The sequence below is a fragment of the Streptomyces sp. Ag109_O5-10 genome, from assembly GCF_900105755.1.
In the GTDB taxonomy this organism is placed as follows: domain Bacteria; phylum Actinomycetota; class Actinomycetes; order Streptomycetales; family Streptomycetaceae; genus Streptomyces.
Window position 1 is genome coordinate 3,557,057 of the sequence record NZ_FNTQ01000001.1, and the last position, 25,447, is coordinate 3,582,503.

21 protein-coding genes are annotated in these 25,447 nt (G+C 72.3%); 8 read left to right on the forward strand and 13 right to left on the reverse strand.

The genetic code is table 11. From position 1 onward, the window contains the following. Positions 1–28: 28 nt before the first annotated feature. Positions 29–1,660: a thiamine pyrophosphate-dependent enzyme gene (locus tag BLW82_RS16220; protein WP_093499480.1), complete on the forward strand. Its 1,632-nt coding sequence runs from the start codon at positions 29–31 to the stop codon at positions 1,658–1,660. Between the two features lie 95 nt (positions 1,661–1,755). On the opposite strand, the gene BLW82_RS16225 is transcribed toward BLW82_RS16220, so the two are convergent. The 4 genes from BLW82_RS16225 to BLW82_RS16240 are packed head-to-tail and all read right to left on the reverse strand — an operon-like array spanning position 1,756 to position 6,514. After that, the gene (locus tag BLW82_RS16225; protein WP_093499481.1) at positions 1,756–2,895 is read right to left on the reverse strand and encodes a hypothetical protein; all 1,140 of its coding nucleotides are present in this window, start codon (positions 2,893–2,895) and stop codon (positions 1,756–1,758) included. Between the two features lie 38 nt (positions 2,896–2,933). After that, positions 2,934–3,869, reverse strand: a complete 936-nt coding sequence (locus tag BLW82_RS16230) for an N-acetylneuraminate synthase family protein (RefSeq protein WP_093499482.1) — start codon at positions 3,867–3,869, stop codon at positions 2,934–2,936. A 15-nt stretch (positions 3,870–3,884) separates the two neighbouring features. Beyond that, the gene (locus BLW82_RS16235) at positions 3,885–5,135 is read right to left on the reverse strand and encodes an acylneuraminate cytidylyltransferase (protein ID WP_093499483.1); all 1,251 of its coding nucleotides are present in this window, start codon (positions 5,133–5,135) and stop codon (positions 3,885–3,887) included. 56 nt (positions 5,136–5,191) lie between these two features. After that, positions 5,192–6,514, reverse strand: a complete 1,323-nt coding sequence (locus BLW82_RS16240; protein WP_093499484.1) for a DUF6716 putative glycosyltransferase — start codon at positions 6,512–6,514, stop codon at positions 5,192–5,194. A gap of 198 nt (positions 6,515–6,712) precedes the next feature. Between BLW82_RS16240 and BLW82_RS16245 the strand changes: the two genes are divergently transcribed. The 5 genes from BLW82_RS16245 to BLW82_RS16265 all read left to right on the forward strand — a co-directional run bounded on the left by BLW82_RS16245 (position 6,713) and on the right by BLW82_RS16265 (position 14,345). Beyond that, positions 6,713–7,690: a glycosyltransferase family 2 protein gene (locus BLW82_RS16245; RefSeq protein WP_093499485.1), complete on the forward strand. Its 978-nt coding sequence runs from the start codon at positions 6,713–6,715 to the stop codon at positions 7,688–7,690. Next, positions 7,687–9,021 carry an alpha-2,8-polysialyltransferase family protein gene (locus BLW82_RS16250; protein WP_093499486.1) on the forward strand — a complete coding sequence of 445 codons (1,335 nt, stop codon included), beginning with the start codon at positions 7,687–7,689 and terminating at the stop codon, positions 9,019–9,021. The genes BLW82_RS16245 and BLW82_RS16250 overlap by 4 nt, the downstream gene beginning before the upstream one ends. Before the next feature lie 272 nt (positions 9,022–9,293). Continuing rightward, positions 9,294–11,981, forward strand: a complete 2,688-nt coding sequence (locus BLW82_RS16255; RefSeq protein ID WP_093499487.1) for a glycosyltransferase family 4 protein — start codon at positions 9,294–9,296, stop codon at positions 11,979–11,981. A 201-nt stretch (positions 11,982–12,182) separates the two neighbouring features. Further along, positions 12,183–13,292, forward strand: a complete 1,110-nt coding sequence (locus BLW82_RS16260) for an acyltransferase family protein (RefSeq protein ID WP_093499488.1) — start codon at positions 12,183–12,185, stop codon at positions 13,290–13,292. Positions 13,293–13,436: 144 nt separating this feature from the next. Beyond that, positions 13,437–14,345 (forward strand): class I SAM-dependent methyltransferase, encoded by a 909-nt coding sequence (locus tag BLW82_RS16265; RefSeq protein WP_093499489.1) that lies wholly within the window; start codon positions 13,437–13,439, stop codon positions 14,343–14,345. Between the two features lie 72 nt (positions 14,346–14,417). Here the strand turns inward: BLW82_RS16265 and BLW82_RS16270 are convergent, their stop codons facing one another. Beyond that, positions 14,418–15,062 (reverse strand): TetR/AcrR family transcriptional regulator C-terminal domain-containing protein, encoded by a 645-nt coding sequence (locus tag BLW82_RS16270; protein WP_093499490.1) that lies wholly within the window; start codon positions 15,060–15,062, stop codon positions 14,418–14,420. Positions 15,063–15,133: 71 nt separating this feature from the next. Between BLW82_RS16270 and BLW82_RS16275 the strand changes: the two genes are divergently transcribed. Beyond that, positions 15,134–16,522 (forward strand): FAD-dependent monooxygenase, encoded by a 1,389-nt coding sequence (locus BLW82_RS16275; protein ID WP_093499491.1) that lies wholly within the window; start codon positions 15,134–15,136, stop codon positions 16,520–16,522. A 228-nt stretch (positions 16,523–16,750) separates the two neighbouring features. On the opposite strand, the gene leuE is transcribed toward BLW82_RS16275, so the two are convergent. Together leuE and BLW82_RS16285 are read right to left on the reverse strand one after the other, a co-directional pair. Next, positions 16,751–17,404, reverse strand: coding sequence for a leucine efflux protein LeuE (gene leuE / locus BLW82_RS16280; RefSeq protein ID WP_093499492.1), 654 nt, complete (start codon positions 17,402–17,404; stop codon positions 16,751–16,753). An 84-nt stretch (positions 17,405–17,488) separates the two neighbouring features. Next, positions 17,489–19,069, reverse strand: coding sequence for an acyl-CoA mutase large subunit family protein (locus tag BLW82_RS16285; protein ID WP_093508077.1), 1,581 nt, complete (start codon positions 19,067–19,069; stop codon positions 17,489–17,491). A 97-nt stretch (positions 19,070–19,166) separates the two neighbouring features. Here BLW82_RS16285 and BLW82_RS16290 point away from each other — a divergent pair, with 97 nt between their 5' ends. Further along, positions 19,167–20,018, forward strand: coding sequence for a L,D-transpeptidase family protein (locus BLW82_RS16290; RefSeq protein WP_093499493.1), 852 nt, complete (start codon positions 19,167–19,169; stop codon positions 20,016–20,018). Positions 20,019–20,242: 224 nt separating this feature from the next. On the opposite strand, the gene BLW82_RS16295 is transcribed toward BLW82_RS16290, so the two are convergent. The 6 genes from BLW82_RS16295 to BLW82_RS16320 form a co-directional block, all read right to left on the reverse strand. Then, a complete protein-coding gene (locus BLW82_RS16295) occupies positions 20,243–21,277 on the reverse strand; it encodes a hypothetical protein (RefSeq protein ID WP_093499494.1) in 1,035 nt (344 codons plus the stop codon). After that, complete coding sequence (locus BLW82_RS16300) at positions 21,277–21,939, reverse strand: RNA polymerase sigma factor (RefSeq protein WP_093499495.1); 663 nt, start codon at positions 21,937–21,939, stop codon at positions 21,277–21,279. Before BLW82_RS16300 ends, BLW82_RS16295 begins: the two co-directional genes overlap by 1 nt. Positions 21,940–22,365: 426 nt before the next feature. Continuing rightward, entirely contained in the window at positions 22,366–22,530 is a 165-nt protein-coding gene (locus BLW82_RS44445) for a hypothetical protein (RefSeq protein WP_177232765.1), read from the reverse strand. 196 nt (positions 22,531–22,726) lie between these two features. Beyond that, positions 22,727–24,199: a DHA2 family efflux MFS transporter permease subunit gene (locus BLW82_RS16310; RefSeq protein WP_093499497.1), complete on the reverse strand. Its 1,473-nt coding sequence runs from the start codon at positions 24,197–24,199 to the stop codon at positions 22,727–22,729. A 117-nt stretch (positions 24,200–24,316) separates the two neighbouring features. Beyond that, complete coding sequence (locus tag BLW82_RS16315; RefSeq protein ID WP_093508078.1) at positions 24,317–24,622, reverse strand: hypothetical protein; 306 nt, start codon at positions 24,620–24,622, stop codon at positions 24,317–24,319. Between the two features lie 200 nt (positions 24,623–24,822). Further along, on the reverse strand, positions 24,823–25,380 hold the full coding sequence (locus BLW82_RS16320) for a hypothetical protein (protein WP_093508079.1): 558 nt from the start codon (positions 25,378–25,380) through the stop codon (positions 24,823–24,825). Between the last annotated feature and the right edge of the window lie 67 nt (positions 25,381–25,447).

The window sequence follows — 25,447 nt, forward strand, 5'->3', positions numbered from 1 at the left end:
CCTCGTCACGGAAAGGGAACCCCACACCATGCGCACTGTGCGAGACGCCGCCTTCGACGTCCTGCGCCTGCACGGCCTCACCACCCTCTTCGCCAACCCGGGTTCGACGGAGGTGGCGCTGCTCTCCGACCTCCCCGACGACCTCGACTTCGTCCTGGCGCTGCACGAGGGGTCGGTGGTCGGCGCCGCCACCGGCTGGGCCCTCGCCCGGAGCGAACCCGCCCTGGTCCTGCTGCACACCACGGCCGGGCTCGGCAACGCCGTCGGCGCGCTGGCCACCGCCCGGGAGAACCGGGCCCCGCTGGTGGTGCTGGTCGGCCAGCAGGACCGGCGCCACCTCGCCCAGGAGCCCTTCCTCGCCGGGCGGCTGGCCGGACTCGCCGGTGACTATCCGGTACGGGTGGAGACGCCGGTGCGCGCCCAGGACGTGCCCGGCGCGATCGGCCGGGCGGCCCACGCGGCGCGCGTCGGGCGGGGCCCGGCGCTGGTGATCGTGCCGATGGACGACTGGGCGCAGCCCGCGGACGGCCTCCCGGTGCCCGCCCCGGGCACGCTGCGGCAGGCCACCGCCGCCGACGCCGGCGCGGTCCGGGAGGTGGCCGCCCTGCTGGACGCGGCCGCGAGCCCGGCGCTGGTCGTCGGAGCCGGTGCGGACGACGCGGCGACCTGGCGGGCGCTCACCGTGCTGGCCGAGCGGCTGCGCTGCCCGGTGTGGCAGGAGCCGTTCGGGGCGCGGGCCGGCTTCCCTCAGGACCACCCGCTGTTCGCCGGGCACCTGCCCGCCGAACGCGGGCGGCTGCGCGCCGCGCTCGCCCCCTACGACCTGGTCCTGGCCGTGGGCGCGCCGGTGCTGCGGCAGAACCCGTACGAGGACGGTCCCCTGACCGGCGGCGGGACGCGGCTGGCCGTCGTCACCGACGACCCGGCCGAGGCCCAGCGGGCGCCCGTCGAGCTGGCCGTCGTCGCGCCGCTGCCGGCGTTCTGCGGCGAGCTGGCCGCCGGGGTGCGGGACCGGTCCGGGGCCCCCATGCCGGTCCTCGGCCGGCCGGCCGCGCCCCGCCCCCCGCGCGAGGGCGAGGAGCTGCGTGCCGCGCAGGTCCTGGCCGCCCTCGCCGAGCGGCTGCCCGCGCACACGGTCCTGGTGGAGGAGACTCCGTCCAGCCGGCCCGACCTGCACGCGCTGGTACCGGCCCGGCAGCCGCTCGGGTTCCTCAGCGCGGCGCAGGGCGGGCTCGGTTTCGCGCTGCCCGCCGCGATCGGGATCCGGATGGCCGCCCCGGAACGGCCGGTGGTCGCGGTCGTCGGCGACGGGTCCTCGCTCTACCAGATCCAGTCCCTGTGGACGGCGGCCCACTACGGCGTCGGCGCGCTCTTCGTCGTGCTGGCCAACGGCCGCTACGCGGTCATGGACCAGCTCGCCGACCGGCACGGCGGCAAGCCGCCCTGGCCGGCCTTCGAGGAGGTCAGCGTCTGCGGACTGGCCCGCTCGCTGGGCTGCCCGGCCCGCCGGGTGACCGGCTGGGCCGAGCTGCTCGCCGAGCTCGACACGCTGCTGCCGGACCTGGCGCACCGCAGCGCACCACTCCTCCTTGAGGTGGCCGTGCGCCCCGACCGGCCGCTCGCCCCCGGGGCACACCCCGCACCCCAGGAGCTCGCATGACCGTCACCCGTGGCCTGCTGAGGCGTCGCGGCTTGTCGCGCCCGCGCGGTGGCCGCACCTGGATACAGCCCCGCGCCCTCTACGGGACGGTGCGCTCAGGCCGGGCCCGCGACCGCCGCCAGCCGATGCACGTCCTTGGCCGAACCCGTGACGCCCGACAGGAACCCCTGCGCCCTCGGTGACGCGTTCTCCGTCAGCCATGCCGGGTCGATGTCGCAGACGGCCACGCGGACGCCGGTGCCGGCCAGGGCCAGCGGGAGGGTGTGCACGACCGTCGAGGGGAAGCTGAGGATCGTACGGCCGATGGGGCCGCGGCGGGCGATCAGTTCCAGGGGGAGGTCCGGGCGGACTATCTCCAGGCCCGTCTCGGCCGCCAGGCGGTGGAGTTTCTCGGTGCTCTCGCGGCGGTGCGCGAAGTAGCGGGTCGCGCCATGCGCCTTGGCCAGGGTCTGGACGGCCTCCAGGTAGCGGTCACCGTCCACGACGCCCGTCTCCACCAGGGAGGTGCCCACCATGTCGGCGCCCTTGGTGATGCGCGGCGGCCCGAAGCGGGCGCGGGTCCAGCCGAAGTCGCTCGCGGTGACCGTCACGCCGGCCGGCGTCTCCGTCACCGGCATGGAGGAGAAGACCTCCACCCGGCGGCCGCCGCTCGGCGTGAGGCGGCGGCGTGCGGAGGAGGAGACCGGCGCGAAGAGCAGGTCCCGGGCGCCGGGCCGGCCGCCCTTGCGGTGCCAGCGGACCAGGCGTTCGCCGCGCGCCAGCTGGGCGACGAACTCCATCGTGGCCGTGCCGTCGTCGACCACGACCAGGTCACGGGCGCGGGTGATGGTCAGGAGCAGTTGTACGTAGCGGGAGAACGGGTCTCCCATCACGATGCGGTCGGCCCGGCGGAGGGAGCCCGCCAGGCCGCCGATCGTCTGGAAGGGGGCGGCGGTACCGCCCCGTGCCTCCTCCCAGCGGACCCGGTACCCCTCGTCCCGGGCCAGGTCCGCCATACGGCGCAGCTGGCCCCGGGTCATGGGGTCCGTCGGGGACAGGACGACGATCGTGAGCTCCATGCCGGGTGCGGATATGCCGGTTGCCGGGCGCCGTACCTGTCCTGGTACGGCCGGCACGGGGTCGGCCGCCCCGCGCAGGGCGTGGACATGCGCCCACTCCAGCACGTTCAGCAGCTGCACCGGACTCTCGACGAACGCGAGTGTGGGGGGGCCGGCGTTCCCGGCGCGGAGGCTCATCGACGTACGACCGTCCCGTCGTCGTAACAACAGAGGTGTCAGACCTGGACCGGCTCGCCGGCGGCCGCGGCGATCTCCGCCTCGGCGACGACGCCGCTGACGCGGCGCAGCTTCTTCATCGGGCCGAGCTCGGAGTCGTAGACCTTCTTGACGCCGTCGCCGAGGGACTCGGAGATGATGCGGATGTCGCGGACCAGACGCTGCAGGCCCTGCGGCTCCACCGAGGCGGCCTGGTCGGAGCCCCACATGGCGCGGTCGAGGGTGATGTGGCGCTCGACGAAGGTGGCGCCGAGCGCGACCGCGGCGAGGGTGGTCTGCAGACCCGTCTCGTGGCCGGAGTAGCCGATCGGGACGTTCGGGTACTCCTTCTCCAGCGTGTTGATCACGCGGAGGTTCAGCTCCTCGGCCTTCGCCGGGTAGGTGGAGGTGGCGTGGCACATGAGGATGTTCTCGGAGCCGAGGACCTCGACCGCGTGGCGGATCTGCTTCGGGGTCGACATGCCGGTGGAGAGGATGACCGAACGGCCGGTGGCGCGCAGCGCCTTCAGCAGCTCGTCGTCCGTCAGGGAGGCGGAGGCGACCTTGTGGGCGGGGACGTCGAACTTCTCCAGGAAGGCGACGGCCTCGGTGTCCCACGGGGAGGCGAACCAGTCGATGCCCCTGGTCCTGCAGTACTCGTCGATCTGGCGGTACTCGTCCTCACCGAACTCCACGCGGTGGCGGTAGTCGATGTAGGTCATGCGGCCCCAGGGGGTGTCGCGCTCGATGTCCCACTGGTCGCGCGGGGTGCAGATCTCCGGGGTGCGCTTCTGGAACTTGACGGCGTCGCAGCCGGCCTCGGCGGCGACGTCGATCAGCTTGAAGGCGTTCTCCAGCTCACCGTTGTGGTTGATGCCGATCTCGCCGCAGATGTAGACGGGCCGGCCGGGGCCGACCTCACGGGAACCGAACTGGCGCAGGCGGGAGGTGCTCATGACTGTGGGATGTCCTTACTTCGGGAGGGATTCGAGAGAGGGGCCGAGGATCCAGCTGGCGATCTCTCGGATCGCGCCGTCACCGCCGGGGAGGGTGGTGACCGCGCGTGCGGCGCCGCGTACGACGTCGTGGGCGCTCGCGACCGCCACGGGCCAGCCGGCTACGGCGAAGCACGGGAGGTCATTGACGTCGTTTCCGACGTAGAGCACGCGCTCGGGCGCGATGCCCTGCTCCTCGCACCACTGCTTGAGCGCGAGGTCCTTGCGGTCGATGCCGTGCAGGACCGGAACCTGTAGCTTCCGGGCCCGGGCGGCGACGACCGGGTTCTGCTCCGTGGAGAGGATCAGCATCCGCAGCCCGCTCCTGCGCAGGGCGGCGATGCCGAGTCCGTCGCCGCGGTGCACGGAGACGAACTCCTTTCCGTCGGCGTCGATCAGCACCCGGTCGTCGGTCTGGGTGCCGTCGAAGTCCAGTACGACCGCGTCGACGTCGTCGGCGGTCGGCAGCGCGCCGGGGCGGTCCGCGTCGAAGAGCGGGGCCAGGGCGCGGGCGCGGGCGAGCTCGTGGTGGTCGTCGATCTCCAGGACGCGCGCCGGGTCGGTCCGCACCAGTTCGGTGTGGCCGAAGAAGCGGTGCTGGTGCTCGCGGAAGCCGTCGGCGCGCATCGCGTAGGCGGCGCCGGTCTCCAGGAAGTCCTGGGGGCGGTCCTGGCGGCGCGGGCGGAACGACTTGTCGTGGTTGACGCCGAAGCCGCCGCTCGCCAAGGCCTCGTCCGCGCCCACCGGCACCGGGGCGTGCACCTCGTCGCGCCAGACGAAACCGTGGAAGGGAGCGACGGTCAGGGCCGTGTCGGCGCCGTTCTCGACGATCGCGCCGACCACCCCGTCGATGTCCTCGCGGACGATGAACGGGCTGGTGCACTGGACGAGGAGCACGACGTCGACCGTGGCGCCGTGCAGCGCCTCGTGGGCGTCCATGGCGTGCAGGACGGCGGCCTCGGAGGTGGCCGTGTCGCCGGCGATGGCGGCGGGGCGCAGCACGACCTCGGCGCCGGCCGAGCGGGCGGCGGCGGCGATGGCCTGGTCGTCGGTGGAGACGACCACGTCGGTGACCAGGCGGGAGGCGACGCACTCGCGGACCGCGCGGGCGACCAGCGGGACGCCGCCGACCGGGGCGAGGTTCTTGGCGGGGACGCCCTTGGAGCCGCCCCGGGCGGGGATCACGGCGAGGACGCGGGGCACTACGGCCCCTTCGGGGTGGGACATCGGCTCAGTTCCTTCGGACGCTTGGAGCGGGGCTCCTTGACGCGGGATCCGGTCGCTCACAGCTCTCCCATTCGTCGGATCACGGGGGCGACCCGCTGGACGCCGTGGCGGTAGGCGCCGCGTGCGGCCCGGCGCACGATCTGGCGGACGGGGCCCGGGGCCCTGTCGGCGGCGGGCGCGCCCGGGAGCGGGACGCCGTCGGGGCCGAGGTGGTGGCGGGCCAGGACGCCGGGCAGGTAACCGGACGCGGTCTCGGGTGTGTAGTACGGGTTCAGCGGGGGCAGCCCGCCCGGCCGTGCCAGCAGCTTCGCGATGCGTTCGCGGGCCGCGTCGAAGGCGGTGGCGTAGCTGCCGTCGGCGGCGACGCCCTGCCGTGAGACCCACTCGGCGTCGGGCACCGGGCGGTGTCCGGCGTCGAGCTGGTCCCAGGAGGCGAGGCAGCCGGAGCCGACGAAGTGGTGGTTGCCGAGCGCCTCGCGGATGCCGAGGTCGGTGAGGACGACGGTGGGGATCCGGCGGTGCAGGGACTCCAGGGCGGCCGTCGAGCTCATCGTGACGAGCAGGTCGGTGCGGTCGAGGACCTCGCCCATGTGGCCGTAGACCAGCCGGAAGTTGGCGGGCACGTCCTTGCCCTGGACCAGCTTCTGGTACGGCAGTTCCTCGATGTGGGTGGTGTGCTCGCCGGGCTTGGAGCGCAGCTTGAGCAGCACCTCCCGCTCGGGGTGCCTGCGGGCGTGCGCGATCAGCCGGTCGAGCAGGTAGGTGCGGTCCTTGCGGCTGTCCGGGACCGAGGGCTGGGCGGCGAACACGACGGTGTACGGGTTGTGTTCGCCCTCGTAGGGCGCCCCGCCGAGGAACGGCAGCGCGACCTCGGTCACCGACGAGGAGTCGGCGCCGACCCCGTCGTACACCGCCCGGAACCGGTCGGCGTCCTGGCGGGAGTTGGCGAGGACGAGGTCCGCGCCGTGCCGCAGCAACAGGCCGTCGGCGAGCTTCTCGTAGACGACGCCCACGTAGCCGGTGACGACGACGGGCCGCTTCCCGCGGCCGGCCCAGGCGCTGCGCAGCCCGTGCAGCATGGCCTGCGTGCCGCCGCCGACGAGGGAGAGGACCAGGATGTCGTAGGACTCCTGTTCCATCTCTCGCAGGAACTCGACGGCCGTCACCTCGCGGAGCGAGTCCGCGTGGACGCCGACCTCCTGGAGCTGGCGGGCGGTCGGGGTGGCACGGCCGCGCAGGAGGTAGCCGTCGAGCCGGGCGTCCGAATCATCGGTTTCTTTGGGGATCAGGCGCTTCGCGGTGAGCGCCCCCCACTTCCACCGGGTGTCGGAGTCCGCCAGGACGGCCACCCGCAGGGACTTCGTTGCACTTGCTGGCACATCGAAGACGCTAGGAAGCCATTCCGAGGAACTCCCCAACCCGAATCCAACAAAAGGTTAACAACACGTCTCCGGATGGGGAATCAGCTCGGGATAAGCGCTCAAAATCATCTGGTTCACAGCTTCGCCACGCGTCGTTCACCTGGATTCAAGGAGACAGACAAGACGGATGACGGGCGTCCCCCTAACGTCCTTCACGTGGTCAAGCTCTCCGTCATCGTGCCGTTCTACAACGTGCAGCAATACGCCCCCGACACCCTGAGGAGCCTGCGCGCGAACGCGCGTGAGGACTTCGAATTCATTCTCGTCGACGACTGCTCGACCGACGGGACACCGGAGATTCTCGCGCGGGCCGAGCGCGAACTCCCCGGCGCGGTCCATGTCAGACACGAGCTGAACGGAGGGCTGGCCACCGCGCGCAACACCGGCATCGACAAGGCGCGCGGCGAGTACGTGACCTTCCTGGACGGCGACGACTGGCTGGCGCCCGGCTACTACCCCCAGCTGGTCGAGGCGATCGAGTCGCTGGGCTGCGACTTCGTCCGCACCGACCACGTGCAGTGCACGGCGCGCGCCCGGGTCGTGCACCGGGTGCCGGTCGGCCGCCGCAACGTCGTGCTGAACCCGCGGGAGGCCATCCTGCCCGCCGACCGGTCCACCTCCGTCGACTACGCCTACGCGTGGGCGGGCGTCTACCACCGCCGTCTGGTGGACCAGGGGCTCGTGCATTTCACCGACGGGCTGCGCACGGCCGAGGACCGGCCGTGGATCTGGAAGTTGCACCGGGAGGCCGCGTCCTTCGCGGCGGTGAACCTGCTCGGTGTCTTCTACCGGCGTGGCGTAGCCTCTTCGCTCACACAGATCGGCGACGTCCGTCAGCTCGATTTCATTCGCGCGTTCGACCAGGTGATCGAGGAAACGGCGCAGGACGCCGACGCGAAGGAACTCCTGCCGAAGGCCGTCCGCACGTATTGCGCCATCATTTCCCATCATCTGGGATCCATCGAAAGGTTCGAGCCCGCGGTGGCGAAGAAGCTGAAATCCATGAGTGCGGCCGCACTGCGGCGCATGCCGCAGGACGTGCTGGGCGAGGCCCTGGACTCCATGGACCTCCAGCGCGCCACCACGCTGCGCCGGCTGCGCCGCCGTCCCGCCCCCGCGGGAGCCGCCGCGTGACCACCCAGATCTTCCAGGCGTCCACCCTCTACGGCACGGCCACCCTCGCCGCCGCCCTGGACTCCGGCGCCTTCCGCCCGGCCGACCGGCGCATCCTGCTGGTCTGCAACAATGCGGCGACCCCCGAGACCACCCCGGGCCTGGACCAGGCACCGGGGTTCGAGCGGCTGCGCGACCGCTTCGACGACGTGATCTCGTACAACGAGACGATCTTCCCGTTCCACCCGGGCGGCTGGGCTCCGCGCCCGGAGGACTTCCCGCTGTGGGAACGCTTCCTGCGCCACGAGTGGCAGCTGGGCGACGACGACGTCGAGATCGCCGTCGAGTCGATCCAGGTCAATCCCTCGCTCAGCCTCACCCAGATCTTCAACGGCGCTCCGGTCACGGTCTACGCCGACGGCCTGATGAGCTACGGCCCGACCCGCAACAAGATCGACCCGCTGGTCGGCACCCGTGTCGACCGCGTCCTCCACCTCGACCTGGTGCCCGGCCTGAAGCCGATGCTGCTCACCGAGTTCGGCGTCGACGGCGAGGTCGTGCCGACCGCGGCGTTCACCAAGGTACTGGCCGAACTCGCCCCCAGCGGAGACGAGTTGCCCGCGATCGAGGAACCGGCCCTGCTGCTCGGCCAGTACCTGTCCGCGCTCGACATCCTCACCCCGGAGCAGGAGGAGAACCTGCACGTCCGGATGTTGCAGGGCGCCGTCGGACTCGGCCACACCAAGGTCGTCTTCAAGCCGCACCCCTCCGCCCCGGCCCGGTTCGCCCGCACCCTGGAGCAGGAGGCCGAGAAGCTCGAGGTCGACCTCACGGTCCTGGACACCACGGTCCTCGCCGAGGTGCTCTACCAGCGCATGCGTCCCGCTCTGGTCGTCGGCTGCTTCTCCACCGCGCTGCTCACCGCGTCCGCGCTGTACGGCCTGCCGACCGCCCGCGTCGGCACCGACACCCTCCTCGACAGGCTCACGCCGTACGAGAACAGCAACCGCGTCCCGGTCACCGTCGTGGACGCGCTGGTGCCCGAGCTCACCGACCGCAGGGCGGTCGAGGAACAGCGTCCGCGGATGAGCGTGGCGGCGCTCGGCGAGCTGATCCGCGCGGTGGGCTTCGCCATGCAGCCGAAGATCTACCCGCAGCTGCGCGCCGAGACCGAGCACTATCTCAGCAAGCACCAGAGCGGTACTGCCAAGCGCTACTTCAAGCGCAAGCGGCTGACCTCCCTCGGTCTGCCCGGTGGCATCCCGGGACGGCTCGCCTTCATCCCCCGCAACGCCACGGCCCGGCGGATGGTCCGCCGGGCCCGGGCACTGCAGAAGGCCGTCAAGCGCTGAGAAGCGGTGCCGCACCGCACCGCACCGGGAAGAGGCGCCGTCGCAGCCCCTCGTTTTCACAAGGTATGAAAATCCTGTGAGAGCGAGGGGCTTCTTACTTGCTCACTTCCCGCTTTTGTCCCGCCGCACAACCCGATGTCTCCCAGAGTTCACCCAAGGTTCCCCATCGGTTCGATCCCCGGCCGAACGAGGTCGTATTTCATTCACTCACATAAAGGTTCGGGTGTGATCACGGTAAAAACTGACCGCCCCACTGCAGATTGATTGCGTCCATGCGTATCGCTGTGTTTGTCGAGAACCGCAACGGTGTCGGTCTCGCCTCGGAGATCATGAAGGCGCCGGGAGCCGAGGCACACTCCTTCCACTTGGTCACGGCAGACCGGGACGGCGATGTCGCCGGATGGATCGAGCAGGAGGCGGCGGCCCGCTTCGACGACCTCAAGGTGCACAACCTCTTCCAGGTCGAGGAGCCGATCAGCGGCGACGAGTTCCTGGAGGAGGTCGGCCGCCGCGTCCGCGCCTACACCGCGCAGGAGCGCGTCGACCGGCTGGTGTTCTTCAACGACCAGTCGCAGCGCGGCCGCCGGGTGGCCGGCGAACTGCGCGACACGCTGCCGCTGGTCCTCGTGCAGGACGGGCACCTGGACTTCCACTTCAAGCGGACCGACCCGGGCCTGCGCGACCAGAACTGGTACTACGGCTCCTCGTCCCCCGCCGCCGTCTGCGTGTGGGGCCCGGCGACCGCCCAGCACCTGATGTTCCGCTCCGCGGACAGCAACGTGCCCGTCCACATCACCGGCGCGCTCGGCCACAGCGACGACCCCCAGCTGCTGCGTGCGGCCCGCTCCGCCGCCCACCGGCACACCAAGGGCGCCGACGAGCCGCTGCGCATCGTCGTCCTCGACCAGCCGCTCAGCGACCAGCGCAAGCTCTCCAGGAAGGACCACCGGGAGCAGCTCACCGAGCTGTGCGCGGCGCTCACCGGCTTCGGCGAGGTGGAGATCAAGCCGCACCCCTCCACACTCCGCGGCCACCTCGACTGGCTGGGGACCCTGCCGGACGTGACCGTGCTCGACGAGAGCGCGCTCCTGGACGCCGGGTCCCTCGACGGCTACGACCTCGCGATCACCTTCTTCTCCACCACCTACCTGCAGACGCTGCGGGCCGGCACGCCGCTCGTCCTGTTCAGCCCGCCCGCGCTGAACATCGTCTTCCCGACGCTCAACCACCCGCTGCTGCGCAACGTCGGCACGGTCGGCGAGCTCGTGGACGTCACCGCCGAACTACAGCGCACGGGCAAGTTCACGCCCAACGCGCACGGTGAGCCCGTCGAGCACTTCATCACCTTCCACGACGACGTCCCCTCCCGCGTCCTGCGCCGTATCGAGGAGGCCGAGGTCCCGGCCGCGCGGCCCGCGCCCCGCCGGCCCGCGCCCGTCGAGGAGGCGGCCGGGGGCTCCCGCGCCGACCGGGCCCTGCGCGCCGTCGAGGAGCGGCTCAACCGGCCGCGCTCGCTGGCCGTGCTGGGCCTGGGGTTCTCCTACGTCACCGGTGTGGCGATCCCCGTGCTCACCTACACCCAGGCGCTGCTCGCCCAGAACCCGGTCGACATCCGCTACTTCGACCTCGGCGTGTACACGCGCACCGAGGACGTGCTGGCCGACCTGGCGGAGGCCGAGGTCGTCCTGATCAACAGCCTCGCCCCGTTCTGGCGTTCGCCGCTCGCCAACGAGCTGACGGAGGCGCTGGTCGCCCTGGGCCGCTCCGTGGTGGTGTACGCCCACGAGACCGAGTACGTCATGAACTTCGAGGGCGAGCAGCACGCGCTGCGGCACGCCGAGATGGTCAAGGTGCTGCCCAAGGTCAAGGTGCTGTGCGTCTCCACCGCCCAGGCCGACATGTTCCGGCAGCTCGGCGTGAGCGACCCGGTCGTCGTCTACAACACCGTCCCGCAGGACACCCACCGCACCCTGGCCCGGCGGACGCCCGGGGAGCGGCCGCGGATCGTGATGGTCGGCTCGATGCAGGACCGCAAGGGCCTCGACCTGTTCTCGCGGGTCGCGGAACTCGCCTACACGCAGGGCCTGCCGTGGGAGTTCGCGTGGATCGGCCACAAGACCTGGCGGATCAGTTCCTCGACGCTGCTGTCCGACCGCGTCGAGTGGATGGGAGCGCTCTCCCGCGACCGGGTGCGCGAGGAGCTCGCCGACTCCGACGTGTTCTTCCTGTCCAGCATGGACGACCCGATGCCGCTGTCGGTGGTGGAGGCGGTGCAGCAGCGGCTGCGTACCGTCACGTACCACCGGGTGGGCTCTCGCGAGGTGCTGGAGGGGGTGCCCGGCTACCGGTCCTTCGCCGAGTACACGCCCGCGGCGGCGCTGGACGCGCTGCGGCGCGTGCTGGAGGAGGAGGTGGCGGAGGACGAGTACCAGGACGTCGAGGAGCTGTTCGACATCTCCGCCTTCACCGCCCGGATGACGACCGCGCTGAACCTGGCCGGCCCCGGGGGCGTCGCACGCGCCCTGCCCGCCGCCGTCGCGGCCGACGCCCCCGAGGGGCAGGAGCCGGACGGCGAGACGGCCTATGCCGAGGGCCCGTTCTCCGCGGTGCTCTCCCGGCACGCCAAGTACCTCAACGAGGACTTCACCCGGCACTTCACGGCCGGCCGGCAGGACGAGGCGCTGCGCGTGGGCTGGGAGATCCTGCGCCGCAGACAGCCGGTGGACGTGCTCATCGGCATGGCCGAGATACGGGCCTCGCGCGGCGAGACCGACGGGGCGCTCCGGCTGCTGTCGGCCGCGGCCATCGCGGGCGGCGACCGGGGCCGGGTGTGGTCGGAGATCTCCCGCGTGGCCGGGGACCTCGGCGCCCGGGGCAAGGCGATACGCCAGCTGGCCCGCAAGGAGTCGATCCGCATCGAGCTGTCCAACCGCTCGGCCCGGCTGCTGAAGTCCGACTGAGCGCTCGTACGACCCGTCGTTCGCCGGCCGATCGCATGGCCGGCGAACGAACAAATACATACCGTCATATGAATTATCGGGGCCACCGTCTGTGGTATTCCGGTGATTCACCCAGGTGACGGCGGTGCACCTCCTTCGTACCGGCGATGTCCGAGCCGATCGGATGATTAGCGGCCTGTCCCCGGGTAGGCGTCCCGGACCATGCCACTCGCATCCCCCCCACTGCCCTCACCGCCTGCACGGATCACGGCCGTTCCGGCCCCACCCGGACGGCCCCGCCCCCGCCTCCTCGCCCTCGACGGACTGCGGCTCGCCGCCGCGCTGATGGTCTGCCTCTACCACTACGCCGGCCGCGGCGGCGTCGTCTCCGCCTCCTGGCACCAGAACCCCGACCACGTCTTCCCGACCCTGTCCAGGGCGGCCGTCTACGGCTGCCTCGGCGTCCAGTTCTTCTTCGTCATCAGCGGCTTCGTGATCTGCATGAGCAGTTGGGGCCGCTCCCTCGGCGACTTCTTCCGCTCCCGGGTCGCCCGCCTCTACCCCGCGTACTGGGTCGCCCTCGCGCTGATCACCGGGGCGTCCGTGGCACTGCCGGCGGTGGTGCACCCGGTGCGGCTCGACGAGTTCCTGGTCAACCTGACCATGCTGCAACAGCCGCTCGGGGTGCCCCGCGTGCTCGGCGTCTGCTGGACCCTCTGGGTCGAGGTGCGCTTCTACGCCCTGTTCGCGCTCCTCGTGGTCCTGCCGGGCGTCACCTACCGCAGGGTGGTGCTGTTCTGCTCGGTGTGGACCATGGCCGCCGTCCTGTCCACCGCGACCGGAGGCGCCTGGGCCGAGCTGGTCGTGATGCCCGCGTACGCGCCGTACTTCGTCGGCGGCCTGGCCCTCTACCTCGTCCACCGCTTCGGCCACGGACTGCTGCCCTGGGGGATCGTGGCGCTCTCCTGGATCCTCGGCATGCGCACGGCGACGCAGGGCCTGTGGCACCCGGGCTCGCCCCGTGACCCGTACGTCGTGATGCTCCTCGTCACCCTCGCCTTCGCCGCCGTCGCCGCGGTGGCGGCCGGCTGGACGCGCTGGGCGGCCTGGCCCTGGCTGACCACCGCCGGGGCGCTGACGTACCCCTTCTACCTGGTACACGAACACCTGGGCTGGTTCGTGATCCGGGTCCTGCACCGGGCGTGGGGGCTGCCGCCGTGGCCGACGCTGGCGGTGACGGTCCTCGGGATGCTGGGGCTCGCCTGGCTCATGCACCGGTTCGTGGAGACTCCCCTCGGACCGCGCCTGAAGCGGGCCCTGAAAAACGCCTGATGCCGATGTTGGCCCGGCGTTCATCTCTGCTTGGGTTTCGGACCGGCGTGGCGGGCAGGCACCTTGGAACCTTGCCTGTGCACAGGTTTTCCGCAGGGATTCCACCGACCGCCGTTCCGTGTACCGAGGGAGTGCCTTCTCCGCATGGCGACAACCACCCAGGAAACGACCCGACCGCCCCGCCGCCTCGACGACGTCCCCGGCTGGTTCCCGGTGCTCGACCAGGTGCTCTTCGACTGGTTCCTGAGCCGCCAGGAGGAGGCCGGAACGCGCGGCGACCTCCTCGAGGTCGGGACCTACATGGGGAAGAGCGCGATCTTCACGGCCCGGCACCTGCGGCCCGGCGAGACGTACACGGTCTGCGACCTCTTCGAGGGCGACGCCCCGGACGACGCGAACCGGGCCGAGTCGACGAAGTCCTACAGCAAACTCACCCGAGGCATCTTCGAGCAGAACTACCTCGCCTTCCACGAGGAACTCCCCCGCATACTGCAGGGCCCCAGCTCCGTGGTCCCCACCGAAGTAGCCCCCGGCTCCTGCCGGTTCGTGCACGTCGACGCCTCGCACCTGTACGAGCACGTGCACGGCGACATAAAGGCAGCGCGTGAACTGCTCGTGCCCGACGGCATCGTGGTCCTCGACGACTTCCGCTCCGAGCACACGCCCGGTGTCTCCATAGCGGCCTGGGAGGCCGTCCTCAACGGCGGACTGAACCCGATCTGCCTCAGCACCCAGAAGCTGTACGGCACTTGGGGCGACGCCGAGCCGGTGCAGGAGGCGCTGATGGAGATGATCAAGCAGCGGACCGACTGCCACCTGAGCACCCAGACGGCGGCCGGCCACCGGATCGTACGGCTGAAGTCCAAGGGGATGCAGGCACCGCAGTTCCCGCCGGCGCGCTACGCGGACGTCCCGGCGGAACCGGAGCCCGCGCCCGCGCCCCGGCCGGCCACCCCCGCCACTCCGCCCCGCCGGCCCAGCCGGGTACGGCGGGTCGCCCGGGACCTGCTGCCGCCGGTGCTCACCCGGGCCATCCGGAAGGCGATGAACTGACCTGCCCCTCGCCCTGAAGGGCGAGGATTCCGGCCTTCTCGACCGGTCGCCCACCCGACTCGGGAACCCGTCCTAGCCCCACCGCGCCTCGATCCCCGCGATGACGATCTCCAGTCCTTCCTCGAAGTGCCGGTCGTAGTCGTCGAAGATCTCCCTGCCCGCCTCCGCCGCCAGTGGGAAGTCGGCCATCAGGCGGGCGCGTTCCTCGACGTCGTACCCCTCCCGGCGCACGCCCGAGAGGGGTACGACGCTCTGTTCCTCGATGACGAAGCCGATGGTGTAGGCGTTCGTCACCATGCCCGCGCGGACCGCCTGGGCGAGGGTGAAGCCGGCCTCCGTCATGACACGGAGGTAGGCCTCTTGCTCCGGGGCGTGTTCGACGCCCGTGAAGCGTGAGCCGCTGAAGACCCTCGCTCCGTCGCGGTAGCCGAGCAGCGCCGCGCGCAGTCCGCGGCCCGTCGTCCGCAGCACGTTCTGCCAGCTCTCGGTGGGGTCGAGCCGCGCCTGCGCGACCATCCGGCGGTACATCTCCGTCGCCATCTCGTCGAGCAGCGCCTGCTTGTCCTTGAAGTGCCAGTACAGGGCCGGCGCCTTGACGTCCAGCTCCTTGGCGATGGCCCGCAGGGTCAGCCCCTCCAGACCGACCTCGTTCAGCAGGCGCAGGGCCGTGTCGGCGACCCGGCGGCGGTCGAGAGGGGTGCGTCGTTCCGTACTCACGCTTGACAGCTTAACAACGTTAAGTGCAACCTGGCCCCCGACGGCACTTAACGGCGTTAAGGAGAAATGTGATGGATACGCTGGATGTACTGGTCGTCGGCGCCGGACCGACCGGGCTCGCCCTCGGGATCGACCTCGCCCGGCGCGGGGTGGACGCACTGGTCGTGGAGGCGGGCGAGAAGCTGTTCCCGGGCTCGCGCGGCAAGGGGATCCAGCCCCGCACCCAGGAGGTGTACGACGATCTCGGCGTGCTCGACGCGATGCGCGCGGCCGGCGGCCCCTACCCGCCCCGGCTGCTCTGGAAGAACGGCGAACCCCTCGGCACGAAGCCGATGTTCGACGCGGTGCCGGCGGACGAGGGGACGCCGTACACCGAGCCGCTGATGGTCGCGCAGTGGCGCACGCAGGAGGTGCTGTACGCGCGCCTGCGGGAGCTCGGCGGCCGGGTCGCGTTCGGGCGCGGGCTGACCGGCCTGGAGCAGGACGCCGAGGGGGTGACCGCCCGCTTCATCGACGGGACGACGGCCCGTGCGCGGTATGTCGTGGCGGCGGACGGCGGGCGTTCGACCGTACGGCGTGCGGTGGGCGTCGGGATGACCGGCGAGTCGGTCGACCCGAGCCCGTTCCTCGTGGCCGACCTGCGGGTGCGGGGCCTCGACCGCGACCACTGGCACACCTTCGTCGGCGACGACGGCTGCGGTGTGGCACTGTGCCCGCTGGCCGGCACCGACGAGTTCCAGCTGGGCGCCCGGTTGCCCGAGGGCACGGAGACCGACCTGTCCCTGGCCGGCCTGCGACGGCTGGTGACGACGTACAGCCACCTCGACGCGGCGGACGTCACCGAGGTGCGCTGGGCCTCCGACTTCCGGCCCCGCGCCGCGCTGGCCGACCGGTTCCGGGTGGGCCGGGTCTTCCTGGCCGGTGACGCGGCCCACGTCCACTCCCCGGTCGGCGGCCAGGGCCTGAACACCAGCGTCCAGGACGCCTACAACCTGGGCTGGAAGCTGGCCGCGGTGCTCGCCGGACGGGCGCCGGACGCGCTCCTCGACACCTACGAGGAGGAGCGCCGCGCGAACGCCGCCGCCATGCTGGGCCTCTCGACGGGCGTCCACAACGGCGAGATCCGGCGGGGCGAGGCCACGGTCCAGCTGGGTATCCACTACCGGGAGTCCTCGCTGACCGAGGAGACCCGGGCGAACCCGGGACCGGTGCGGGCGGGCGACCGCGCGCCCGACGGGCGGAACGCGGACGGGGTGCGGATGTTCGACGCGTTCCGGGGACCGCACTGGACGCTGCTGGCCCCGGAACCGGTGACCGGCCTCGGCGGCCTGCCGGCCCCGGAGTCCTACGGCCCGGGGGTGTTCCTCATCCGCCCGGACGGCTATGTGGGCTGGGCGGGAGAGACGGCGGAGGGTCTGCGGCCGTACGCGGCGCGCGCCGGGGTGCCAGCGCTCCGCTGACAGCTCCGGGCCGGGCCGCGTGGAGTCCGCGGCGCCCTCCTGGCCGGTCGCGCAGTTCTCCGCGCCCCTACTAGGGCGCCACGGTGCGGGCCCTCGTCGGCGACCGCGCAGCCCGGCCCGGATCGCCGGGAGGAGGGCGGAACGGGCCGACCGGGCCGCCGAACGGCTGACCGAACACCTGTGACCCTGCCGCCCGGGCCGGCCGGCGGCTCGGGCTCGGGCCCTGACTCAGGCGCTGGCCAGCGTCAGCTTCACCGCGAACCCGAGGAACAGCACCCCCGCCGCCGAGGTGGCCGTCGCCGACATCCGCCTGCGGCGGCGGAACGCGTCCGCCAGCCTCGTGCCGCTGAATATCAGGGCACTGAGATAGAGGAAGCTGGCCAGCTGGGCGAAGGCGCCGAGGACGACGAAGGAGATCGCCGGGTACGCGTACCCCGGGTCGACGAACTGCACGAAGAAGGCGATGAAGAACAGGATCGCCTTCGGGTTGAAGAGGCTGATCACCAGAGCGCGGCGGTACGGGCGCTCCTGCGCCGGGGCGGCGGCCGGAGCCGTCCGCTCCGCCGCCTGCTGCTTCCGCGACCGCCACATCGCCCAGGCCGCCCGCAGCATCCCTATCGCCAGCCAGGTGAGATAGCCGGCGCCCGCGTACTTCACGATCCCGAACAGCACGGCGTTGGCCTTGAGCAACGAGGCCACCCCGGCCGCCGACAGCGTCATCAGCACGGTGTCCCCGCACCACACGCCCGCGGCGGCGGTGTAACCGGCCCGGATCCCCTGCCGGGCGGCGACGGACAGCACGTAGAGGGAGTTGGGGCCGGGCAGCAGGACGATCAGGACGAGTCCTGCCAGGTAGGTGGGGAGATCGATGACGCCGAACATGAGAAGTAGTCTCGCACGCGGGTCCGACAACGCCCCGGGTGCCGTCCGCCACGCACCATCGGGACGCCCTGCCCGAACGCACCGTCAGAACACGTCCGCCGGGACGTACACCCCCCACACCTCACGCAGCGCGTCGCACACCTCGCCCACCGTGGCCCGCGCCCGCAGCGCCTCCTTCATCGGGTACAGCACGTTGTCGTCGCCCTCGGCGGCCTTCTGCAGGGCGGTGAGAGCCCTGGCGACGGCCGCCCGGTCGCGGTCGGCGCGGAGCCCGGCGAGGCGCTCGGCCTGTTGCCGCTCGATGGCCGGGTCGACGCGCAGCGGCTCGTACGGTTCCTCCTCGTCGAGCCGGAAGCGGTTGACGCCGACCACGACCCGCTCGCCGGCGTCGGTCTCCTGCGCGATGCGGTAGGCGTTCCGCTCGATCTCGCCCTTCTGGAAACCGTGCTCGATCGCCGCGACCGCGCCGCCCAGCTCCTCGACCCTGCGCATCAGGGCGAGGGTCGCCTCCTCCACGTCGTCGGTCATCCGCTCGATCGCGTACGACCCCGCGAACGGGTCGACCGTCGCCGTCACGTCGGTCTCGTACGCCAGCACCTGCTGGGTGCGCAGCGCCAGCCGGGCGCTCTTGGCGGTGGGCAGCGCGATCGCCTCGTCGAAGGAGTTGGTGTGCAGCGACTGGGTGCCGCCGAGGACCGCGCCCAGGGCCTGCACCGCCACCCGCACCAGGTTCACCTCCGGCTGCTGGGCCGTCAGCTGCACCCCGGCCGTCTGGGTGTGGAACCGCAGCATCAACGACTTCGGGTCCTTCGCCCCGAACTCCTCGCGCATCACCCGCGCCCAGATCCGGCGCGCCGCCCGGAACTTGGCGACCTCCTCCAGAAGCGTCGTGCGCGCCACGAAGAAGAACGACAGACGCGGCGCGAACTCGTCGACGTCCATGCCGGCCGCGACCGCCGTGCGCACGTACTCGATCCCGTCCGCGAGCGTGAAGGCGATCTCCTGCACCGGAGACGCCCCCGCCTCCGCCATGTGGTACCCGGAGATCGAGATCGTGTTCCACCTCGGCATCTCCGCCCGGCAGTACGCGAAGATGTCCGCGGTCAGCCGCAGGGACGGCTTGGGCGGGAAGATGTACGTCCCCCGCGCGATGTACTCCTTCAGGACGTCGTTCTGGATCGTGCCGGTCAGCGCCGCCGCCGGCACGCCCTGTTCCTCCGCCACCAGCTGGTACAACAGCAGCAGCACGGCCGCCGGGGCGTTGATCGTCATCGACGTCGACACCCGGTCCAGGGGGATCCCGCCGAACAGCACCCGCATGTCGTCGAGCGAGTCGACCGCCACGCCCACCTTGCCGACCTCGCCGTGCGCCAGGTGCGCGTCCGAGTCGTACCCCATCTGGGTGGGAAGGTCGAAGGCGACGGAGAGACCTGTGGTGCCGTGCGCGATGAGCTGCCGGTAGCGGGCGTTGGACTCCGCGGCCGTGCCGAACCCGGCGTACTGGCGCATGGTCCAGGGGCGCCCGGTGTACATCGTCGGGTAGACGCCCCTGGTGAAGGGGTACGAGCCCGGGTCGCCGAGGCTGCGGGCAGGGTCCCAGCCCGCGAGGTCCCCCGGACCGTAGACCGGCTCGATGGGCAGTCCGGACTCCGACTCACGGGCCATGACGGTGACCTCCGCGGTACGCCGATACACCAGTACGTCTGTCCGTTCCCACGATGCCCCCTTGTTCGGCGGCGGTCACGCGGGGAAGCATCTCGGCATGAAGGTCTCGGGGTATTCGGGGGTCCTGGCCGCCGTACTGGCCGTGCTGTGCGGGTGCACGGTGCAGCCGGCGGGCGGCGGGGACGCCAAGGGGCACTCGCCCGTCCACATCGACCTCCCGCGCGGCCCGGCACCCGTCGGCACCGCTCCCACCGCGTCCGGCTCGACCACGCCGACCGCGCGCACCCCCTCGCCGTCCGCCGTCGAGACGGTCCCGCCGCACATCGTGTACACCCGCGGCGACACCGGTACCGGCGTCCGCGAGCTGCAGGCCCGGCTGCGCCAGGTCGCCTGGCTGTTCGACGGGCCGACGGGGATCTACGACGACCTCACCGCCCAGGCCGTCGAGGGCTTCCAGGGCAGGCGCGGGCTGCCGCGGACGGGCGAGACCGACGCCGTGACCTGGCAGCGGCTGGTCCGCATGACGCACCGGCCGGGGAAGTGGGAGCTGTACCTGATGGGCGGTCAGCCGGCCGCCGCGCCCGATCCGCGGTGCCTGACCGGGCGGGTGCTGTGCATCAGCAAGACCAGCCGGACACTGCGCTGGATGATCGACGGGCGCACGGTGTCGACGATGTCGGTGCGGTTCGGGGCGCAGTACACCCCGACCCGCGAGGGTGTGTTCCACGTCTACTGGAAGTCCCGCCACCACGTGTCGACGCTCTACCACTCGTCGATGCCGTACGCCATGTTCTTCAGCGGCGGGCAGGCGGTGCACTACTCCTACGACTTCGCGGCCCGGGGCTACGCGGGCGGCTCGCACGGGTGCGTCAACGTGCGGGACGAGGCGGCGATCGCGGATCTGTTCGCGCAGGTGCGGAACGGCGACAAGGTCGTCGTCTCCTGGTGAACCGGTACCGGCGGGTGACGTTCGGGGCGCGGGCGGGACCGGGGGAACGTGTCCCGCCCGCGCCGATGCACGAGCCACGGGTACGGGGGGAACCCCGGCTCTGTGCGACGGCCGATGACCAGTCGGCTCACTCTGTACTGCGTCGCCGGCGCCGAAAACGTCACACCCTGCGGGAAAAAAGTTCAGGGACTTTCAAAAACGCAGGTCACAGCGGTGCGTAAAGGTCAAAGCGCGCTGTACGTAGGGCTGGGTGAGGTGCCGGGCCGCGGCGGTGCGAAGGCCTTCGGAGCCGGGGTGGCCACACCGTCCTGGTGGTGGTCGTTGCCCCAGCCCCCGTCCTTGCCGCCGTCCTTGCCGCCGCCTCGGCCCGGCCGGCCGTCGTCGTCGCCGGTGCCGGTGCCGTCGCCCTGGCCGTCGTGCCGGCCGCCCTGGGTGTTGTCGTCGCCCTTGCCGTCACGGGCCACGCCGTCCTTGCCGTTCAGCCCGGTGTCGAGAACGGCCGTGCAGAACCTGTCCACCCGGCCGGCGCCGCCCGCCAGTCCCTCCAGGGCGCGCCTTCGGTCGGTGCCGAGGGGCTTGCCGTTCCGTATCGCGCGGCAGGACGTCAGGGCGCCGCTCCACCCGCCGGCCGGGACGCCGGTCGAGCCGGTGTCCCGGTCCTTCCGCCCGCCGGACGGGTCGGGCGAGGGCTGCCCGGAGGCGCCCGGGGCTGCACCGGAGGACGGCGTCCGGGTCTCGCCGCCGAGCAGCGACTCGGGGGACTGCGAGTCCTGCGGGCGTGCGGGGGTACCGGCGGCCGAGACGGAGGCGGCCGGTCCCGGGTGGTTGTCGTCGAACGGCGTCGGCAGCACCCCGGTGCCCGCGGCCACCGCGACCCCGCCGAGCATGCCGGCGGTCAGCGCGGCGGCGAGGCCGAGCCGTGCGGGGCGGGCCCAGCCCGGGACCCGGGACGGCCGGGAGCCGACACCGATCCGGAAGAGGCCCGCGTCGGCGTCCCGCCCGAGCCGGCCCTGCCACGTGGCCGCATCGGTCCGGGCGTCCTCGGCGGATTCGCGCGCTTTGCGGAAGGCAGCCAGCGCGGCTTCCTCACCGGGGAGTTCGGCAGCGGCCGGCGTGGCCCGCGCGGAGAGCGCGCCGAGCGCGTCGGCGAGGCGTTCTGCCTGGTCACGGGTGGAGGCGTCGACAGCTTCCAGCGACTCACCGCGCAGCAGACGTTCCGCCGTCACCCGGTTCAGCCACTTGTACCGCTCGTCGGCCATCACATGTCCTTCTGCGTCCGCGAACGCGTATGCGTCACACTCGCGGAGGTCACCGCACGAGCGTTCGGTCCTCGCTGGGGTGGCAGCGCGTCGAGGACGCCTGCCGTCTCGGGGTCGGCGCCGAGCAGCTCGGCGAGTCTCTTCAATCCCCGGTGGGCCGCGGTCCGGACCGCGCCGGCGCGCTTGCCGAGGGTCTCGGCGGCGGTCTTGGCGTCGAGACCCATGACGACCCTGAGGACGACGGCCTCGGCCTGGTCCTGCGGCAGCCGGGCGATGAGGGAGAGGGTGGAGTCGGTGGTCAGCGCCTCGATGGCCTCGCCCGCGGTGTCCGACTCGGCGGCCCGGCCGGTCAGTTCCGTCTCGTCGCCGCCGATCGCGGGGCGGCGGCCGCGCATGCGTATGTGGTCGAGGGCGCGGTTGCGGGCGATCCGGGCGGCCCAGCCGCGGAACCGGTCCGCGTCCCCGCTGAACCGGTCGAGGTCGCGGGCGATCTGCAGCCAGGCCTCGGAGGCGACGTCCTCGGCGTCCGGCTCGCCGACCAGCGTGCGGACGTACCCGAGCAGGCGGGGCTGCACCGCGCGGTAGACGATGCGGAACGCGGTCTCGTCCCCGTCCTGTGCAGCACGTACCGCGGCGGTCAACTCCGCGTCGTCCCCCAGCACCTGTGTGTTCCCTACTGTGCGCCTGAACCGGTGCCGCTCTCGCGGTCGTGGTTCTCGCCGTCGTGGTTCCTCGTTGATGGTTGCGGTGTTCGGGACCGCGGTCCTTGCGGTGGTCACGCGCCCTCTGCGGCCCGGCGCGAACTGCACGTTACGACCTGAAACCGCTCGCCGTCCACGTCCGTACAAAGTACAACTATCTCGTGACGCCCTGGGGTGTGACAGAAAACGCACTCACGGCGCTGAACAGAGTACGGGCCGCCGCGCGGCCCGTGCCGCGCGACGGCCGGGGCCTCTCCTGTGGGGGGTGGCGGCCCCGGCCGTCTCCGTGGCACCTCCTCCGGCCCGAAGACGTACGCCGTCCTGGTCGCTCTCCGGTCGGAAACGCTGCCGGTCATCATCGGCCGGAGCGCTCCGGCCCGCTTCCGCTCATCGCCGCCAGTCGTCGCCGCGCCGGGTGCGTGCGCGGTGGGTGCCGGTGTCGCGGGCTGTACGGAAGGCGGCCACCGCACGCCGTTCGCCCTCGGTGTCGGCGCCGGGCACGCGGACGGCGGCGGCGAGCAGGGCCGCCGGCGGGGGCCCGGCTCCGGTCACCGTGCCGCCGGGGGGGGTGCTTGCCGTCGGCCGAGGCGGGTTCGTGGCCGTGCCGCTCACTCATGTCCCGGTTCCGGTGCCGTGCCGAGTCGCGCGGCACCGGTGACGGGGCGCGCGGCCCTACGAGCACCAGCGCCGCGCCGCACGGAAACGTCACACGGGAAGAGCGCGGCCGGCGCCTGTGCCGGCGGGCGGATCAGGTGGCCGAGTCCACCGGTTCCGGGGCCCGTTCCCGCGGGGCCTGCGGGGTGGGCGCCCGGTCCGCGTTCACGACGACCCCGGCGATCAGGGCGCCGAGGAGCAGCGCGGCCATCGCCCACCAGGTGGCCACGTTGAAGCCGTGCACGGCGGCCCTCGCGGCCAGCAGCGCCTTGTCCGGGACGCTCGCGGCGTGCGCGGTGGCGTAGCGGGTGGTGACGCTCGCGGCGATGGTGTTGAGGAGGGCCGTGCCGATCGAACCGCCCACCTGCTGGGCGGTGTTGAAGGTGGCCGAGGCCGCGCCCGAGTCGCGCGGGGCGACGTTGCCGGTGGCCAGGGAGACGGAGGTCATCATCGCCGTACCCATGCCGAGGCCGAGCATCAGCATGCCGGGCAGGATGTGCGAGGCGTACGCCGGTTCGACCCCGACCTGGGCTATCAGCGCCAGCGCCCCGGCCGCGAGCAGCAGCCCGGGCACCATCAGCACGCGGGGCGGGACCCGGTGCAGCAGCCGGGCGGCGACCTGGGTGGAGCCGGTGACCATGCCGACGGTGATGGGGAGATAGGCGACACCGGTCTTCACGGGCGAGTAGCCGAGGACGCGCTGCATGTAGTAGGTCAGGAAGAGGAAGACGCCGAACATCCCGATGGTCACCAGCAGCACGGTGAGGAACGCGCCGATGCGCTGCCGGTCCCGTACGACGGTCATCGGGAGCAGCGGGACCGGGGCGCGGGTCTGCCAGTAGCCGAAGAGGCCGAGCAGCGCGACCCCGCCGGCCAGCAGCGTCAGGACCAGGCCGTCGGTCCAGCTCCGGGACTCCGCCTCGGAGAAGCCGTAGACCAGGGAGAGCATGCCGGCCGAGCCGAGCAGAGCGCCGGGGACGTCGAGGCGGGCGTCCGGATGCCGGCCGCCGCCGGGCAGCAGGGCCCAGGCCCCGGCGAACGCGACCAGCGCGATCGGCACGTTGACGTACAGGCACCAGCGCCAGTCCAGGTACTGGGTGAGGAAGCCGCCGGCGAGCAGCCCGACCGCGGCACCCGCGCCGATGATGGCGCCGAAGATGCCGAACGCCTTCCCTCGCTCCTTCGGGTCGGTGAACGTCGTCGCGAGCAGCGACAGCGCGGCCGGCGCGAGCAGCGCGGCGAACACGCCCTGCAGGGCCCGCGCCCCGAACAGCATCCCCTGGTTCACCGCGGCCCCACCGAGCGCGGAGGCGGCCGCGAAGCCGACCAGGCCGGTCATGAACGCCACCCTGCGTCCGGCCAGGTCGGCGATCCGGCCGCCGAGCAGCAGCAGTCCGCCGAAGGCGAGGGTGTAGGCGGTGATCACCCACTGCCGGTTGCCGTCGGACATGTGCAGAGCGACCTGGGCGGAGGGGAGCGCGATGTTGACGATGGTCATGTCGAGCACGACCATCAGCTGGGCCAGTGCGATGACGACCAGGGCCCACCAGCGTCGGTTGTCGGCCATGGGCCAATCGTGCTCCGCGACCGGCCAGTTGGGAACGCCCGCGTCTCTTATTACGGTGTTTTTGCCGAGCCCCGCGCCGCCCCGGGACCACTCGCGGTCCCGGGCCCCTCCGCCGGACTACCCCAGGGCGTCCCTGCACAGCAGCCGCAGCGAGCCGTGGCCGCCGTAGCAGCGCCTGGCCTCGTCGACGGGGTCCCAGAGTCGGCCGTCCGGGGTGCGGATCCAGTGCTCGCCGCCCGACGCCCACCATTCGGCGCCGGTGTGACGGACGATCACCTCACCGGCGTATGCCCCGAGGCCGCGCAGTGTCTCCCGCACGGCGTCGTAGGGCACGCCCTCCCGGCGTATCTCCTCGATCACCCGGTCGACCCGCCACACGCTCTGCGCCGAGTAGTCGAGCCGGACCCGGGCGCCCTCGCGCATCACGGCGACCGCGTCCGCCGCCCACCGCGCCGGTCTGGCGGCGGCGTGCGGCCTGGTCTGCTGCCCTGCGGTCCCGTAGGGGGGTGTCACGTAGTGGACTGTCACATAGGGAAGATCCAGGCCGGCGGCGGTTTCGTCATCCGGATCCGGCGCTGTTCCCGCAACCGGCGCAGGACCCGCGCACCGCCCTCACCAATGGTTCACCCGAGCCCGCGGGCCCGCCGCGACACCACCGCGCGCAGCACCCGGCGGCCCTCGGTGGAGACGTCCAGCGCGCGGCGCAGTCCGGCCGCGCCGTGCCCGGCCAGCAGTTCCAGCACCGTGACCTGGCGCCGCAGTTCGGCGGCGACCAGCGGGGACATGCCCTCGGTGCCGCCCTCACGACGGGTGTCGACGGAGGGCGCCGCGTCCTCGGCGGGGTCGAGGAGCCGGTGGATCTGCAACGAGGCGACGGAACAGGCGTCGGCCCACAGCCGGACGCCGGCGGCCTCCTGCGACTCGGGCGCGGCGTCGAGCATCCGCCGGGCGAGCGTCCCGGCCTCGTCGGCCTGGCCGCCGGCCTCCGCGCCGGTGCCGAGCGAGCCGCGCGCCTTCTCGAGGCCCGCGCTCCAGTCGGAGCCGTCGGCGAGGCTCGCCCACAGCGGCCGCAGCACCAGGTCGTCCCCGCCGAGCAGTGGCACGCACCGATCCAAACAAGCCAGCCCGCTGGCGGCCAGTCCGCGTTCATCGGCCTGAGCGATCAACTCCACCAGGCTCATCCACGCCTCCCAGAATCGGTACATACCAAGGTCCGACATGCACGGAGCTCGTACTTCCCCTAACTGC